Genomic DNA, 13,598 nt, shown 5'->3' on the forward strand with positions numbered 1-13,598 from the left:
TACAAACCACCGGTGTTTCTGCCGCGCGCTTTGCGGGACACTAAGGGCATTCGCTTATTGGAGCCTGCCATGACTGCCAGTGCAGAAAAATACACGCGCCAGACCTTGCTCGACGTCCAGCCCCTGACTCCCAGCCTGTTTACCCTGCGCGCCACGCGGGACGCGGGTTTTCGCTTTCGCGCCGGGCAATTCGCCCGCCTGGGGGTGACCAAGGCCGATGGCAGCACGGTGTGGCGTGCGTACTCCATGGTGTCTTCGCCCTTCGACGAGTTTCTTGAGTTCTTCTCCATTGTCGTGCCCGGCGGCGAGTTCACCAGCGAGCTGAGCCGGCTGGGGGAGGGCGATACCCTGATGGTGGACCGGCAGGCGTTCGGTTATCTGACCCTGGACCGTTTCGTCGATGGCCGCGACCTCTGGCTGCTGTCCACCGGCACTGGGATCGCGCCTTTTGTTTCGATCCTGCAGGACTTCGAAGTCTGGGAGAAATTCGAGCGGATCATCCTGGTCTACAGCGTGCGCGAAGCCAAGGAGCTGGCTTATCAGCAATTGCTGGCCGAGCTGAAACAGCGCGATTATCTGGCGGAAGTTGCCCACAAGCTGCAAGTCATCACCACGGTGACCCGTGAACAGCATCCGGGCAGCCTCAACGGGCGGATCACCCATCTGATCGAGAGTGGCGAACTGGAACGGGTCGCTGGCGTGCCCCTGAGCGCCGAGCACTCGCGAGTGATGCTCTGCGGCAACCCACAGATGATCGACGACACCCGCGCCTTGCTCAAACAACGGGATATGCACCTGAGCCTGACCCGGCGGCCCGGGCAGGTGGCGGTGGAAAACTACTGGTAAAAAAATGGCGCCGCCTGACTTGCAGGGGGCGCCGTTTTGTTGAGGCAGAAGCCTCAGGGCTTGTTGTTCTGCGCCTTGAGCAGGTCGCGGATCTCGCCCAGCAGCTCTTCTTCCTTGGTCGGAACCGGCGGCAGGGTTGGCGCCACGGCCTCTTCGCGCTTCAGGCGGTTGATCGCCTTCACACCCATGAAGATGGCAAAGGCAACGATGATGAAATCGATCAGGCTCTGGATGAATTTGCCATAGGCCAGCGTCACGGCCGGTGTCTCGCCGACGGCGTCCTTGAGCGTGATCGCCAGATCACTGAAGTCCACCCCACCGATCAGCAAGCCGATTGGCGGCATCACCACATCACCAACAAACGACGAGACGATCTTGCCGAATGCGGCGCCGATGATAATACCGACGGCCATGTCGACCACATTACCTTTGACCGCGAAGGCCTTGAACTCACTTAGCACGCCCATAGGTTATTCCTTGTTACAGATGAGGTTGGTGAACGCAGTGTAATTCAGCACAAGGTATCTTGCTTGCAACAACTGCTTACAGCGTTCGCAGTTATCGACCGAGTTAACGGCAAATAGTTTACAAAGTGCCATCAATCGCGCGCGAAATACCCGCGCTTGCTCTTAGATACCAGAATATTTTTTCAATCAGACTGTTGCGACCTTTCTATTTAGAGTTCGACTCTTTGGTCACTAGCCTCTGACAGGCGCACCTGGATGCGTTCGATTAAAACCAGAGGAATAAAACATGACCATGATCATTGGCCTTGGGAGTTTTTCCCAACGACGCGTATTGGGCGTACTCGCCGCCAGTATGCTTTCTCTTTCCGTACAGGCCGCGACTCTGACCCGCGATAACGGGGCCGCGGTGGGCGATAACCAGAACTCGCAGACCGCGGGCGCTACCGGACCGGTATTGCTGCAGGATGTGCAGTTGATCCAGAAGCTCCAGCGTTTCGATCGCGAGCGCATTCCAGAGCGGGTGGTGCATGCCCGTGGTACCGGTGCCCATGGTTCCTTCACCGTGACCGACAGCCTGAGCGACCTGACCAAGGCCAAGGTATTCGCCGCCGGCCAGGTAACACCGGTATTCGTGCGTTTTTCCGCGGTAGTGCATGGCAACCACTCGCCGGAAACCCTGCGTGACCCGCGCGGTTTTGCCACCAAGTTCTATACCGCCGATGGTAACTGGGACCTGGTCGGCAACAACTTCCCGACTTTCTTTATTCGCGACGCGATCAAATTCCCGGACATGGTGCATGCATTCAAACCTGATCCGCGCACCAACCTGGATGACGATTCCCGGCGCTTCGATTTCTTCTCCCATGTTCCGGAAGCCACCCGGACCCTGACCGAGCTGTATTCCAATTCCGGCACTCCGGCCAGTTACCGGGAAATGGACGGTAACGGCGTGCACGCCTACAAGTTGGTGAATGCCAAGGGCGAAGTGCATTACGTGAAGTTTCACTGGAAGAGTTTGCAGGGCATCAACAACCTCGATCCCAAACAAGTGGTCGAGGTGCAGGGGCGTGATTACAGCCATATGACCAATGACCTGGTGACGCATATCAACAAGGGCGATTTCCCGAAATGGGACCTGTATGTCCAGGTCCTGAAGCCGGAAGATCTGGCCAAGTTCGATTTCGACCCGCTGGATGCCACCAAGATCTGGCCGGGCGTGCCTGAGCGCAAGGTCGGGCAGATGGTGCTCAACCGCAACCCGGCCAACGTGTTCCAGGAAACCGAACAGGTGGCCATGGCCCCGGCCAACCTGGTGCCGGGCATCGAGCCTTCGGAAGACCGCCTGCTGCAAGGCCGGGTGTTCTCCTATGCCGATACCCAGCTGTACCGCCTGGGCGCCAACGCCCTGCAATTGCCGATCAACGCGCCGAAAGTCGCGGTGAACAATGGCAATCAGGACGGCGCGATGAACAGCGGCAGCACCAGCACCGGCGTGAACTACCAGCCGAGCCGCCTGATGCCGCGTGAAGAGCCGCAAAGCGCGCGTTACAGCCAGCTGGCGCTGAGTGGCAGCACCCAGCAGGCGAAGATCCAGCGCGAGCAGAACTTCAAGCAGGCCGGCGATCTGTATCGTTCGCTGAGCCAGAAGGAGCGTCAGGACCTGATCGAGAACTTCGGTGGCTCCCTGGCGACCACCGATGACGAGAGCAAGCACATCATGCTGTCGTTCCTCTACAAGGCCGATCCGGAGTACGGCACTGGCGTGACCAAGGTGGCCAAGGGCGACCTGGCCCGGGTCAAGGCCCTGGCCGCCAAGCTGTCGGATTGATCCCACCCCGCGTCACGCCCCAGGCGTGACGCTTCCTCTTTATATAGGCGCGAGGCTTGCCCGCGAAAGGCCGCAAAGCGGCCCCAATACCGGTGATGGCGTTCTAGCTGACGAACGTTTGCCCGGGCTGAAGTCATTGCGGGCAAGCCTCGCTCCTACAGAATCGTTGAGACAAGGGAGTCGCACCATGCGCCTGTTCATTTCGCTGCTGCTGGCCGCCTGCTCGCTGGGCGCTTATGCGCAGCAACCGGCCCCCGCAGACCCGGTAGCGGTCAAGGTCCAGCTAGAGAATTACTACTTCGATGCGGCCCGTCGCGGCGACGTCGAGATGCTCAATACCTTTATCGAGGCCGGTTATTCCCTCGATACCCAGGACGAGAAGGGCTATACCGCCCTGATCCTCGCGGCATATCACGGCCAGGGGCCGGCGGTGGAGCGTTTGCTGGCCGCCGGTGCCGACGCCTGCGTGCAGGATAAAAGAGGCAACACGGCGCTGATGGGCGCCATTTTCAAGGGCGAAGTGAAGATCGCCCGGCGCCTGCTGGCCACCGACTGCAATCCCGACCAGCGCAACGGCGCCGGCCAGACGGCGGCGATGTACGCCGGGCTGTTCAAGCGGGTGGAACTGCTCGACGCCCTGGCGACCAAGGGCGCCGACCTGAATGCCGAAGATCCGCTGGGCAACAGCGCCACGCGTCTGGCCGAGGGCGAAATCCGCACGGTGGCGCCGCGCTGATCCGCTCCAGCTGAGCTATCATCGGGGTTTTGCCCGGGGGATCAGATGGCCAAGGCCAAGCGCATGTACGGCTGCACCGAGTGCGGCGCAACCTTTCCCAAATGGGCCGGCCAGTGCGGCGAATGCGGGGCCTGGAACACCCTGACCGAAACCATGGTGGAAAGCGGCGGTGCCGCGGCCCCTAGCGGTCGTACCGGCTGGGCCGGGCAGCAGGCGCAGATCAAGACCCTGGCCGAGGTCAGCGTCGAAGAGATCCCGCGTTTTTCCACGGCTTCCGGCGAACTGGACCGGGTGCTCGGTGGCGGCCTGGTCGACGGTTCGGTGGTGCTGATCGGCGGCGACCCGGGGATCGGCAAGTCGACCATTCTGTTACAGACCTTGTGCAACATCGCCACGCGCATGCCGGCGCTCTACGTCACAGGCGAGGAATCGCAGCAACAGGTAGCGATGCGCGCCCGGCGCCTGGGCCTGCCCCAGGACCAGCTGCGGGTGATGACCGAAACCTGTATCGAAACCATCATCGCCACGGCCCGGCAGGAGAAGCCCAAGGTCATGGTGATCGACTCGATCCAGACCATCTTCACCGAGCAACTGCAATCGGCCCCCGGCGGTGTTTCCCAGGTGCGCGAGAGCGCGGCGCTGCTGGTGCGCTACGCCAAGCAGAGCGGCACGGCGATCTTCCTGGTGGGTCACGTGACCAAGGAGGGCGCGCTGGCCGGGCCGCGGGTCCTCGAGCACATGGTCGACACCGTGCTGTATTTCGAAGGTGAATCCGACGGCCGCCTGCGCTTGCTGCGGGCGGTGAAGAACCGTTTCGGCGCGGTCAACGAACTGGGCGTGTTCGGCATGACCGACCGCGGCCTGAAAGAAGTTTCCAATCCTTCGGCGATCTTTCTCACCCGTGCCCAGGAAGAAGTCCCGGGCAGTGTGGTCATGGCTACCTGGGAAGGCACCCGGCCGATGCTGGTGGAAGTCCAGGCGCTGGTGGATGACAGCCACCTGGCCAATCCGCGGCGGGTCACCCTGGGCCTGGACCAGAACCGCCTGGCGATGCTGCTGGCGGTACTGCACCGCCACGGCGGCATTCCGACCCACGATCAGGATGTGTTCCTCAATGTCGTCGGCGGGGTCAAGGTGCTGGAAACCGCCTCCGACCTGGCGCTGATGGCGGCGGTGATGTCCAGCCTGCGCAATCGGCCCTTGCCCCACGACTTGCTGGTGTTCGGCGAAGTCGGCCTGTCCGGCGAAGTGCGCCCGGTGCCGAGCGGCCAGGAGCGCCTCAAGGAAGCGGCCAAGCACGGCTTCAAACGGGCCATCGTGCCCAAGGGCAATGCCCCTAAAGAGCCTCCACCGGGCCTGCGGATCATTGCGGTAACCCGTCTGGAGCAGGCGCTGGATGCGCTGTTCGAATGATCCCTTACTGAAAGGAAGCAGTTGATGCGGATGACAGGAACGGGCCTCGGCGCCCTTGGTTTTACGCTGTTGTGGGCCAGCGGCCTGGCTGTGGCCAGCCAGGAAGATGCGCCGCACGGCTATCGGATCGCCCAGGAACTGCTGGTCGGCGACGGCACGGTGCTCGAGGTCCTGGAAGACCGGCGCATCACCGCGCAATTGCATGCGCAGAGCTGGGGCAGCGGCCTGGACGAGGAAACCTTCGACGAGTCGACGGACAGCGAGCACCAGCCGCAGCTGGAGGCTCGGGTGCGCCTGGTGTCGGAGGTCGGCGAAGTGCTGGCCGAGCAGTCCCTGGGCTACCCGCTGGCGAAGGTGGAGAAGGCGCCGCTCAGCGGCCTGCCATACCCGGCGTTTTTCCTCACCGTCGATCAGACGGCCCCGATGGGCAGCTATAGCGGCCCGGCCACGCGGATCCTGGCGCCGACGCAAAGCCGCTTGGAGCCCGTACTGTATCGGGACGAAAACGGGGAGCAGCACCCGCTGGCGATGGCCCAGACCGGCAAGGCGGCCTGGCAGATCCTTCCATCGGCATCGGGGGCTACCGAGTCGATCGCCCAGGTGTCTTCAGCGCCTGCCAGCGAGGGTGACGATTTTGTGACCACCTACCGGATTTATCGCTGGGTGGACGGGCAGTGGACCGCCGCCAGTCGGCAACAGCCCGGTTATTGGGATATGGAAAGCGAATTCCCCGAGCCCTCGGCGTTCCCCTGAACGGCTGACGGGAAGAGGCGGGCGCTCAAACCTCCAGCAGCGCCCCCAGCTCGCGCTCCAGCTCCTGCGGGTCGGCGAGATTCAGTTCGATCAGCCGGCGCAGATGTTCGATCGACTCCAGGTCTATATGCAGGCAGACGAAGCCCAACTGACCGTGATCGTCGTGCGCCAGTCGCACGTCCATGCGTACTTCGGCGTCATCGCTCAAATGGATATCGGCTTCGAACGGCTGGCTTTCGTCCCCCAGCCAGGGATCGGGGCGCTGGATCAGCATGCCCCTGAGCGAGAGATCGACCAACTGCACGGACCAGCGATAAGGACCCTGGCTCAGTTCGGTACGGGCATCGAAGGCGATGCGTTTGAAACGGCGACGATCGGAATGGTGTTCGCTCATGAGCAGCCCCCCTGCATGGTGAAATGACTATAGACCCGGGTTTGCCCAACCCGCTACAGCCAGCGGCGCACCTTGCGGCAATAGTCACGGTAGCGGTCGCCGAACAACTCCAGCAGATGGTGCTCGTCCGGCCGGATCACCGTCAGGTTCATCAGGTAAATCAGCAGCGGCAACAGCAGCCATGGCCACAGGCTGCCGAGCAACAGGGCGATGGCGCAGTAACCCAGGGTGTCGCCGAGATTGATGGGGTTGCGTGAGATTGCGAACGGGCCATCGCATAGCAGGCGCCGGGGTTCGCCGGCATTGCTGGTGGTGGTGTGCCGTTGCCTGAGACGCCACATCGCCCAGAACGACAGGCCCTGGCCGCCGACAATCAACAGCAGGGCCAGGGTGCGCAGCCAGCCGTTGACCGGGACCGGCAAGGGCACACCGTCGGCAAGCGACAGCGCCGCCACCAGGAACAGCAGATACAGCAGCGGCGGTGACAACGGCGGTCTATTGGGCGGCGCGGGCATGGGCACTCCAGGCGACGAGTCGTTAAAGGTGCGACCGCTTTTTCGCTCGGGTGGTTCAGTGCTTCCGCAAACGCTTGCACCGAGGCGGTGCAAAACCTAGGAAAAAACTCAAAAGGACGCTCTAGACCAACGTGGGGGGTGGCCTTTGGGGCCAGTAGCGCTAAACTCCGGATGGCTGTCTTTCTTGTCCACCCTGGCTGGAATAATAAAATGAAAAATAATAATAGCCCGCTACGCCACTTACCCTGGCTGGTGCTGGCAATCGTAGGAGCGTGCGCCCTTGGCGTAGTGGCATTGCGCCGCGGCGAGGCGATCAACGCCTTGTGGATCGTGGTCGCTGCCGTGGCCATCTATCTGGTCGCATACCGTTACTACAGCCTGTTCATCGCTAACAACGTGATGCAGCTCGATGCGCGCCGGGCCACCCCCGCCGTGCTCAACAACGACGGTCTGGACTATGTTCCGACCAACAAGCACATTCTCTTCGGTCACCACTTCGCGGCCATCGCCGGCGCGGGCCCGCTGGTGGGGCCGGTGCTGGCGGCGCAGATGGGCTACCTGCCCGGCACGCTCTGGCTGATTGCCGGGGTGGTGCTGGCGGGGGCGGTGCAGGACTTCATGGTCCTGTTCATGTCCACCCGGCGCAACGGCCGTTCCCTGGGCGACATGGTTCGTGAGGAAATGGGCCGGATCCCGGGGACCATCGCGCTGTTCGGCTGCTTCCTGATCATGATCATCATCCTCGCGGTGCTGGCGCTGATCGTGGTCAAGGCCCTGGCCGAAAGCCCGTGGGGCATTTTCACGGTGATGGCGACCATCCCGATCGCGATGTTCATGGGCGTCTACATGCGCTACATCCGCCCGGGCCGCATCGGTGAAATCTCCGTCATCGGCGTGCTCCTGCTGCTGGGCTCGATCTGGCTGGGGGGCCAGATTGCCGCGGATCCCGTGTGGTCCAAGGCCTTCACCTTCACCGGCGTACAGATCACCTGGATGCTGATCGGCTACGGTTTCGTCGCCGCGGTGCTGCCGGTATGGCTGATCCTGGCGCCGCGCGACTACCTGTCGACCTTCCTCAAGATCGGTACCATCATCGCCCTGGCGATCGGCATTCTGATCACCATGCCCGAGCTGAAAATGCCGGCGCTGACCCAGTTCACCGACGGCACCGGTCCGGTCTGGAAAGGCGGCCTGTTCCCGTTCCTGTTCATCACCATCGCCTGTGGCGCGGTGTCCGGCTTCCACGCGCTGATCTCTTCCGGGACCACGCCGAAGCTGCTGGATAACGAAACCAACGCCCGTTACATCGGTTACGGCGGCATGCTGATGGAGTCCTTCGTGGCCATCATGGCGATGGTTGCTGCTTCGGTGATCGAGCCTGGCGTGTACTTCGCCATGAACAGCCCAGCGGCCATCGTAGGCGGTGACGTGGTCACTGTGGCGCAGACGGTCAGCAGCTGGGGCTTCGCCATCACTCCGGACGCCCTGCAAGCGGTGGCCAAGGACATCGGTGAAACCACCATCCTGGCCCGTGCCGGCGGTGCGCCCACCCTGGCGGTCGGTATCGCGCAGATCCTGCACACGGTGCTGCCGGGCGAGAACACCATGGCGTTCTGGTACCACTTCGCGATCCTGTTCGAAGCGCTGTTCATCCTGACCGCGGTGGACGCCGGTACCCGTGCCGGTCGTTTCATGCTGCAGGACCTGCTGGGTTCCTTCGTGCCGGCACTGAAACGCACCGAGTCCTGGACCGCCAACCTGATCGCCACCGCGGGCTGCGTGGCCCTCTGGGGTTACCTGCTGTACCAGGGCGTGATCGATCCGCTGGGTGGCATCAACACCCTGTGGCCGCTGTTCGGCATCTCCAACCAGATGCTGGCGGGTATCGCGCTGATGCTCGGCACCGTGGTGCTGATCAAGATGAAGCGTCAACGCTACATCTGGGTGACCCTGCTGCCAGCCGCCTGGCTGCTGATCTGCACCACCACCGCGGGCCTCATCAAGCTGTTCGACGCCAACCCGGCAGTCGGTTTCCTGGCCCTGGCCAAGAAGTACAGCGATGCCCTGGCCAATGGTCAGATCCTCGCGCCGGCCAAGGACATCACGCAGATGCAGCACGTGATCTTCAACGCCTACACCAACGCCACGCTGACGGTGCTGTTCCTGCTGGTGGTATTCAGCATCCTGTTCTATGCACTCAAGGTGGGTATTTCCGCCTGGGGTAAAAAAGAACGCACGGATAAAGAATCGCCATTCCATGCACTGCCAGATGCTTGATCGAGGACTGCAATCGTGTTCAATGACCTGAGTCGCCTCGGTAAATACCTCGGTCAGGCCGCGCGCCTGATGGTCGGCATGCCCGACTACGACAACTACGTCGAGCATATGCAGACCAAGCACCCGGACAAGCCGGTGATGTCGTACGAGGCGTTCTTCCGGGAACGCCAGGAAGCACGGTACGGCGGCAAAGCCGGGCCCAAATGCTGTTGATTCGTTAGTCCCTCTGTAGGAGCGAGCGTGCTCGCGAAAAACGTAAAGACGCCGAGTTCATTCTGAACGCACGCGGTGTCCTTGAGTTCTTCGCGAGCAAGCTCGCTCCTACAGTTGTTTTTGCGTTCCCATTCTTTCAGGAGAACCGCTTTTGTCCTCTCCAATCCCCGTCACCGTTCTCAGCGGCTTCCTCGGCGCCGGCAAGACCACCTTGTTGCGTCACCTGCTCAAGGCCGAGCACGGCCTGAAAATCGCCGTGATCGAAAACGAATTCAGCGATGCAGGCATCGACACCCAGTTGCTGGGCGCCGAGCCGGTACAAGTGATGACGCTGTCCAATGGCTGCGTCTGCTGCACCATCCACACCGATCTGACCAAGGCGCTGTACCTGTTGCTGGAACGGCTGGACAGCGGCGAGATTGCCTTCGACCGGCTGGTGATCGAATGCACCGGGCTGGCCGACCCCGCGCCCGTGGCCCAGACCTTCTTCATCGACGAAGAGCTGCGCGAGCGCTATATCCTCGACGGCATCATCACCCTGGTGGACGCCAAGCACGCCGAGCACCACCTGACCCAGACCATCGCCCAGGCCCAGATCGGCTTTGCCGACCGCTTGCTGGTGAGCAAGCGCGACCTGGTGGACGAGCAGACCTTCAATGCGCTGAGCGAGCGCCTGACCCGGATCAACCGCCGTGCGCCGATCCGTGTGGTCGAGCATGGGCGCATCGATTTGGCCGAACTGCTGGATGTGCGAGGCTTCAACCTGAATGCCGACCTGGGCGGCGGTGTCAGCCTGCGTCCGGTGAGTAAGGCGCCCTCCATCGATCGTATTTCCAGCCTGGTGCTGCGCACCGACGCGCCGCTGGATATCGACCGGCTCAGCGAGTTCATGAACGAGCTGCTGGAAGAACACGGCAAGCAACTGCTGCGCTACAAGGGCGTGCTGAACATTGCCGGCGAGCCACGGCGCCTGGTGTTCCAGGGTGTGCTCAAGCTGTACGGTTTCGACTGGGATACCGAATGGGCCGAAGGCGAGACACGGGAGAGCGTGATTGTGTTTATTGCCGACGATCTGCCGGAAGAGAAGATCCGTGCCGGGTTCGCCCGGATGGCGGCGCAGTAGGGGCGTTGTAGTGTCTGTACTGGCGTTATCGCGAGCAAGCTCGCTCCTACATGGGGGACATGGAAAACCTGTAGGAGCGAGCTTGCTCGCGAAACGATCTCAGGCTCAGCGTGTTATTTCGATCCTGCACTGGCCTTGAGCAGCCTTTCCTCCAGGTGATCCAGGTGCCCGGTCATCAAGGCGACTGCGGCCTTTACGTCACCGTCTTCGATGGCATCGACAATCGCCGCGTGCTCTTGCCAGGCGCAATGGCTGCAGGCGCGGGTTTCATGGTGGGCAATCGCCAATGACGTCAGCGGCACCAGGCTGCCGAGGAAATGCGCCAGCGGCGCGTTGCCGGCCACCTCGGCCAATTGCAGGTGGAATTCGCCGGACAGGCGGATCGCCGGGCCACGCAAGCCGCGGTCGATGCAGTCGCGCTCAGCGGCGATCAGCTCCCGCAGACGCTCGAGGTTGCGCGGTGCCGGTTGCTGGCAGGCGAGCCTGACCAGGGTGATTTCCGTCAGGCGGCGGGCGTGCAGGATCTGCCGCGTCTGTTCATGGTCCGGTGCTGCCACCTGAGGCCGGTGGTTGGGTCGCAGGATGATCACTTGTTGATGGGACAAACGCGCCAGGACCTGGCGAATGATGCTGCGACTGACCCCGAACACTTCGCCGAGGCTGTCCTCGGTGAACCGACTGGCAGGGGCGATGCGTTGTTCGAGAATGGCATCGAAAATCTGCGGGTAGACATCGTCGACCAGCAGTTTTTTCTCGCCGCTGCGGCGCCGTGGCAGGGCAGCGGGGAGGGGGAATGCAAGTTTGTTCAAGGCGTAGCTGGCCATGGCCTGTCTCCAGTCCGGTTACCGATACGAAGGTGTTGGTGCGGCTTAGTTGCCCAGATGGTCGTCCGGGATGTTCAGCTCGATGCCCATGCGCTGGCCTTCCTTGAGGATGTGCCGGCGCATTTCGGCACTGGCCAGCGCGCTGTTCTTGTTGCGGATCGCCCGGACCACCGCTTCGTTTTCTTCCAGGCGTTCGGCCAGGTGCTCCGGCGAGTTGCGCAGGATCTCAGCGCTCTGCTTGAGGGCGTTGCTGGTCTGCTGCACCACGTTCTGGAAGATCGGGTTGGAGGTCAGGGTGAACAGCTCTTCATGGAAGGCGATGTAGGCGTTCATCCCGGCTTCGCTGTCGTTGGCGTCCAGGGCTTCGCGCATGTCCATCAGGGTCAGGCGCAGTTGGCCCACTTCCTTGCTGCTGATGGACTGCGCCACCAGGCCGACGATGAATGGCTCGAGGGTGTAGCGCAGTTGCAGCACGTCCTCGAGGCTGGCGCCCGCCACGCCGCTGTCGCTGGCCGGTTGTTCATTGAGGCTGGCCTCCAGCACCACCACGCCTTTGCCGGGCATGGAGCGCACCAGGCCCAGGGTTTCCAGAACAGTCACCGCCTCGCGCAGGCTCGGGCGGCTGATGCCCAGTTGCTCGGCCAATTCACGTTGTCCCGGCAGCATGTCGCCGGAGCGCCATTGGCCACGGGCCAAGGCCGCCCGCAGCTTTTCTACCACTGAATTTACAACCGTTGACGAGGTGATCACTGTTCACTCCCTGGAATATGGCGGATGAGGCCCATGGCAGGCGCTGATTGTTGTGCCTGCCGGCGAGAGGCACAAGGCATGCCTCAGAACTCCTGCTGCTGCGCGCCGGGCAGCGGTTTTCGCGGCTGGAAACCATAGCCCTGCTGGCCGCTCAGGACTTTGTTGGCCCGTTGAATATCGATGTCTTTTTCCCAGCGGGCGATCGCCACGGTGGCGACGCAGTTGCCGATCAGGTTGGTCAGCGCCCGGCCGATGCCCATGAACCAGTCCACCGCCAGCACCAGCACCAGGCCCACCACCGGGATGGCCGGGATCGCCGTCAGGGTGGCGGCCAGGATCACCAGCGCCGAACCGGGAATCCCGTGGGCGCCTTTGGAGGTGATCAGCGACACCAGCAGGATGGTCAGCAGGTCGGACATCGACAGCGGCGTACCGGTGGCATTGGCGATGAAGACGATGGCCAGGGTCAGGTAGATCGAGAACCCGTCGAGGTTGAACGAGTAGCCCGTCGGGATGACCAGGCCGACTGTGGAGCTGCCGATGCCCAGGTGCTCCAGTTTGCGCATGATCTGTGGCAGTACGGCGTCGGAGGAGGCGGTGCCGAGGACGATCAGCAGCTCTTCGCGCAGGTATTTGAGGAACGGCAGCATGCGCAGGCCGGAACAGCGCATGACCAGCCCGAGAATCACCGCCACGAAGGCGAAGCAGGTCAGGTAGAACAGGCCCACCAGGCTGCCCAGGTGCTGCAGCGAGTCCAGGCCGTATTTGCTGGTGGTGAAGGCGATGGCGCCGAACACGCCGATCGGCGCCAGGCGCACGATCATGCCCATGATGCGGAAGATGATGTGGCTGAGTTCGTTGATCAGCCGCGAGATGCCGGAAGCGGCTTCGCCCACCAGGTTCAACGCGCTGCCGAACAGCACGGAGAACAGCAGTACCTGCAGGATGTTGTTTTCGGCGAAGGCGCCCAGTACCGAGTTGGGGATCAGCCCCATCAGGAACTGGGAGGTGCCGTGCATGTGCTGGCTGCGTTGGGCGATGTCGCCCATGTCGGCGGCGGACAGCTGTTCCAGATGGATATTGGCGCCGCTGCCGATGCCAGTGGTGAAGGCGAAGACCAGGCCGATCACCAGGGCGATGGTGGTCAGGACTTCGAAGTAGATGACCGATTTGAGCCCGATGCGTCCGACCTTTTTCAGGTCGCCGGCGCCGGAGATGCCGCTGACCACCACGCAGAAGACGATCAGGCCGATCAGCATCTTGATCAGCTTGATAAAGGCGTCGCCCAGTGGCTTGAGTTGCGAGGAGTATTCGGGGAGTGTCAGTCCGCACACGATGCCGAGCATCAGTCCGAGGACTACCTGGAGGAAAATCGAACGCGAGCACCATCTGAGCATGAGGGGAATCCTGGTCGGTGTCCCGGCTGCCGTGCGCGGAGCGCATCAGATTCGGGACTTAA

At 62.4% G+C, this 13,598-nt stretch carries 14 protein-coding genes; 8 read left to right on the forward strand and 6 right to left on the reverse strand.

Going from position 1 to position 13,598, the window contains the following annotated elements; genetic code table 11:
• The first annotated feature begins 69 nt into the window (after positions 1–69).
• Positions 70–846 (forward strand): ferredoxin--NADP reductase, encoded by a 777-nt coding sequence (locus tag BM019_RS23645; RefSeq protein WP_009045734.1) that lies wholly within the window; start codon positions 70–72, stop codon positions 844–846.
• A gap of 53 nt (positions 847–899) precedes the next feature.
• On the opposite strand, the gene mscL is transcribed toward BM019_RS23645, so the two are convergent.
• Positions 900–1,313 carry a large-conductance mechanosensitive channel protein MscL gene (gene mscL / locus BM019_RS23650; RefSeq protein ID WP_009045733.1) on the reverse strand — a complete coding sequence of 138 codons (414 nt, stop codon included), beginning with the start codon at positions 1,311–1,313 and terminating at the stop codon, positions 900–902.
• Positions 1,314–1,599: 286 nt separating this feature from the next.
• Between mscL and katB the strand changes: the two genes are divergently transcribed.
• The 4 genes from katB (at position 1,600) to BM019_RS23670 (ending at position 6,043) form a co-directional block, all read left to right on the forward strand.
• Positions 1,600–3,141, forward strand: coding sequence for a catalase KatB (gene katB / locus BM019_RS23655; RefSeq protein ID WP_009045732.1), 1,542 nt, complete (start codon positions 1,600–1,602; stop codon positions 3,139–3,141).
• A gap of 187 nt (positions 3,142–3,328) precedes the next feature.
• A complete protein-coding gene (locus BM019_RS23660; protein ID WP_009045731.1) occupies positions 3,329–3,877 on the forward strand; it encodes an ankyrin repeat domain-containing protein in 549 nt (182 codons plus the stop codon).
• Between the two features lie 45 nt (positions 3,878–3,922).
• Positions 3,923–5,290, forward strand: coding sequence for a DNA repair protein RadA (gene radA / locus BM019_RS23665; RefSeq protein ID WP_007930034.1), 1,368 nt, complete (start codon positions 3,923–3,925; stop codon positions 5,288–5,290).
• Between the two features lie 24 nt (positions 5,291–5,314).
• Positions 5,315–6,043 (forward strand): hypothetical protein, encoded by a 729-nt coding sequence (locus tag BM019_RS23670; RefSeq protein WP_092420720.1) that lies wholly within the window; start codon positions 5,315–5,317, stop codon positions 6,041–6,043.
• A gap of 25 nt (positions 6,044–6,068) precedes the next feature.
• Here the strand turns inward: BM019_RS23670 and BM019_RS23675 are convergent, their stop codons facing one another.
• Positions 6,069–6,437 carry a PilZ domain-containing protein gene (locus tag BM019_RS23675; protein ID WP_007930036.1) on the reverse strand — a complete coding sequence of 123 codons (369 nt, stop codon included), beginning with the start codon at positions 6,435–6,437 and terminating at the stop codon, positions 6,069–6,071.
• 53 nt (positions 6,438–6,490) lie between these two features.
• Complete coding sequence (locus BM019_RS23680) at positions 6,491–6,952, reverse strand: methyltransferase family protein (RefSeq protein ID WP_092420723.1); 462 nt, start codon at positions 6,950–6,952, stop codon at positions 6,491–6,493.
• Positions 6,953–7,162: 210 nt separating this feature from the next.
• Here BM019_RS23680 and BM019_RS23685 point away from each other — a divergent pair, with 210 nt between their 5' ends.
• The 3 genes from BM019_RS23685 (at position 7,163) to yjiA (ending at position 10,565) form a co-directional block, all read left to right on the forward strand.
• On the forward strand, positions 7,163–9,229 hold the full coding sequence (locus tag BM019_RS23685) for a carbon starvation CstA family protein (protein WP_009045728.1): 2,067 nt from the start codon (positions 7,163–7,165) through the stop codon (positions 9,227–9,229).
• A 15-nt stretch (positions 9,230–9,244) separates the two neighbouring features.
• Positions 9,245–9,442 carry a YbdD/YjiX family protein gene (locus BM019_RS23690; protein WP_007930039.1) on the forward strand — a complete coding sequence of 66 codons (198 nt, stop codon included), beginning with the start codon at positions 9,245–9,247 and terminating at the stop codon, positions 9,440–9,442.
• A gap of 151 nt (positions 9,443–9,593) precedes the next feature.
• A complete protein-coding gene (yjiA, locus tag BM019_RS23695) occupies positions 9,594–10,565 on the forward strand; it encodes a GTPase (RefSeq protein WP_092420727.1) in 972 nt (323 codons plus the stop codon).
• A gap of 113 nt (positions 10,566–10,678) precedes the next feature.
• Here yjiA and BM019_RS23700 read toward each other — a convergent pair whose 3' ends face one another.
• The 3 genes from BM019_RS23700 to BM019_RS23710 form a co-directional block, all read right to left on the reverse strand.
• Positions 10,679–11,389 carry a GntR family transcriptional regulator gene (locus BM019_RS23700; RefSeq protein WP_092420730.1) on the reverse strand — a complete coding sequence of 237 codons (711 nt, stop codon included), beginning with the start codon at positions 11,387–11,389 and terminating at the stop codon, positions 10,679–10,681.
• 45 nt (positions 11,390–11,434) lie between these two features.
• Positions 11,435–12,139 carry a FadR/GntR family transcriptional regulator gene (locus BM019_RS23705; protein WP_053281003.1) on the reverse strand — a complete coding sequence of 235 codons (705 nt, stop codon included), beginning with the start codon at positions 12,137–12,139 and terminating at the stop codon, positions 11,435–11,437.
• Between the two features lie 83 nt (positions 12,140–12,222).
• On the reverse strand, positions 12,223–13,536 hold the full coding sequence (locus tag BM019_RS23710; RefSeq protein WP_092420732.1) for a C4-dicarboxylate transporter DctA: 1,314 nt from the start codon (positions 13,534–13,536) through the stop codon (positions 12,223–12,225).
• Positions 13,537–13,598 lie beyond the last annotated feature (62 nt).

The organism is Pseudomonas sp. NFPP07, from assembly GCF_900115645.1.
GTDB classification, from domain to species: Bacteria; Pseudomonadota; Gammaproteobacteria; order Pseudomonadales; family Pseudomonadaceae; genus Aquipseudomonas; species Aquipseudomonas chlororaphis.

Excerpts from the sequence above, each read along its gene's own strand:
- BM019_RS23660 (WP_009045731.1), top strand. The coding sequence starts at position 3,329 with ATGCGCCTGTTCATTTCGCTGCTGCTGGCCGCCTGCTCGCTGGGCGCT.
- BM019_RS23710 (WP_092420732.1), bottom strand. The coding sequence starts at position 13,536 with ATGCTCAGATGGTGCTCGCGTTCGATTTTCCTCCAGGTAGTCCTCGGA.
- BM019_RS23645 (WP_009045734.1), top strand. The coding sequence starts at position 70 with ATGACTGCCAGTGCAGAAAAATACACGCGCCAGACCTTGCTCGACGTC.
- radA (WP_007930034.1), top strand. The coding sequence starts at position 3,923 with ATGGCCAAGGCCAAGCGCATGTACGGCTGCACCGAGTGCGGCGCAACC.
- katB (WP_009045732.1), top strand. The coding sequence starts at position 1,600 with ATGACCATGATCATTGGCCTTGGGAGTTTTTCCCAACGACGCGTATTG.
- BM019_RS23700 (WP_092420730.1), bottom strand. The coding sequence starts at position 11,389 with ATGGCCAGCTACGCCTTGAACAAACTTGCATTCCCCCTCCCCGCTGCC.
- BM019_RS23680 (WP_092420723.1), bottom strand. The coding sequence starts at position 6,952 with ATGCCCGCGCCGCCCAATAGACCGCCGTTGTCACCGCCGCTGCTGTAT.
- mscL (WP_009045733.1), bottom strand. The coding sequence starts at position 1,313 with ATGGGCGTGCTAAGTGAGTTCAAGGCCTTCGCGGTCAAAGGTAATGTG.
- BM019_RS23675 (WP_007930036.1), bottom strand. The coding sequence starts at position 6,437 with ATGAGCGAACACCATTCCGATCGTCGCCGTTTCAAACGCATCGCCTTC.
- BM019_RS23670 (WP_092420720.1), top strand. The coding sequence starts at position 5,315 with ATGCGGATGACAGGAACGGGCCTCGGCGCCCTTGGTTTTACGCTGTTG.
- BM019_RS23685 (WP_009045728.1), top strand. The coding sequence starts at position 7,163 with ATGAAAAATAATAATAGCCCGCTACGCCACTTACCCTGGCTGGTGCTG.